This window comes from Teichococcus aerofrigidensis (assembly GCF_054073225.1).
Window position 1 is genome coordinate 1 of the sequence record NZ_JBSXMU010000263.1, and the last position, 1127, is coordinate 1127.

At 67.2% G+C, this 1127-nt stretch carries 1 protein-coding gene; it reads right to left on the reverse strand.

Annotated features, from left to right (window positions below):
* Positions 1–1127 (reverse strand): acyl-CoA dehydrogenase family protein (locus ACVMLK_RS21095; RefSeq protein WP_457487549.1); only part of this gene is annotated, 1127 nt, incomplete at both ends.

Consider the following 1127-nt stretch of genomic DNA (forward strand, 5'->3'; position numbering starts at 1 on the left):
GGCATGCCGAGGACATGCTCGCCGAGATAGGAGAGGATGAGGTTGGTGCTGATCGGCGCCACCTGATAGAGCCGCGTCTCGCGGAACTTCCGCTCCACATCATACTCCTCGGCGAAGCCGAAGCCGCCATGCGTCTGCACGCAGGCCTCGCCCGCCGCCCAGCTCGCCTCGGCGGCAAGCATCTTGCCCATGTTCGCCTCCTCGCCGGGATTGACCCCGGCCTCGAACTTGGCGAGACCCTTGTGCACGATGGCCTCCGCCGCGCGCATCTGCGCATAGGCCTTGGCGATCGGGAACTGCACGCCCTGGTTCTGCCCGATCGGCCGCCCGAACAGCACCCGCTCCTTCGCGTAGCCCACGGCCTTCTCGATGAACCACTTGGCGTCGCCGATGCATTCGCTGGCGATCAGCAGCCGCTCCGCGTTCATCCCGTCCAGGATGTAGCGGAAGCCGCGGCCCTCGACACCCACCAGGTTCTCCGCCGGAACCTCCATGTTGTCGAAGAACACCTCGCAGGAATTGTGGTTCATCATCGTGCGGATCGGCCGGATGGTCAGACCCTTGCCCAGCACCGTCCGCATGTCGACGATGAAGGTCGACAGCCCCTCCGTCTTCTTCGCCACCTGATCGCGCGGCGTCGTGCGCGCCAGCAGCAGCATCAGGTCCGAATGCTCGGCCCGGCTGGTCCAGATCTTCTGGCCGTTGACGATGTATCTGTCACCCTCGCGCCGCGCGAAGGTGCGCAGCGCGGTGGTGTCGGTCCCGCTGGTCGGCTCGGTCACGCCGAAGGCCTGCAGCCGCAACTCGCCCGACGCGATCTTCGGCAGGTACTCCTGCTTCTGGCGGTCGTTGCCGTGCCGCAGGATGGTGCCCATGATGTACATCTGCGCGTGGCAGGCGGCACCGTTGCAGCCCTGCCGCTGCACCTCCTCGAGGATCGCCGCCGCCGCCGAGAGCGGCAGGCCCGAGCCGCCGAACTCCTCCGGGATCAGCGCGGCCAGCCAGCCCGCCTCCGTCAGCGCCTGCACGAACTCCGTCGGATAACCACGCACCTCGTCCAGCTTGCGCCAGTACTCCCCAGGAAAGCGCGCGCACAGCTTCGCCACCTCCTGCCGGATCTCAGCATG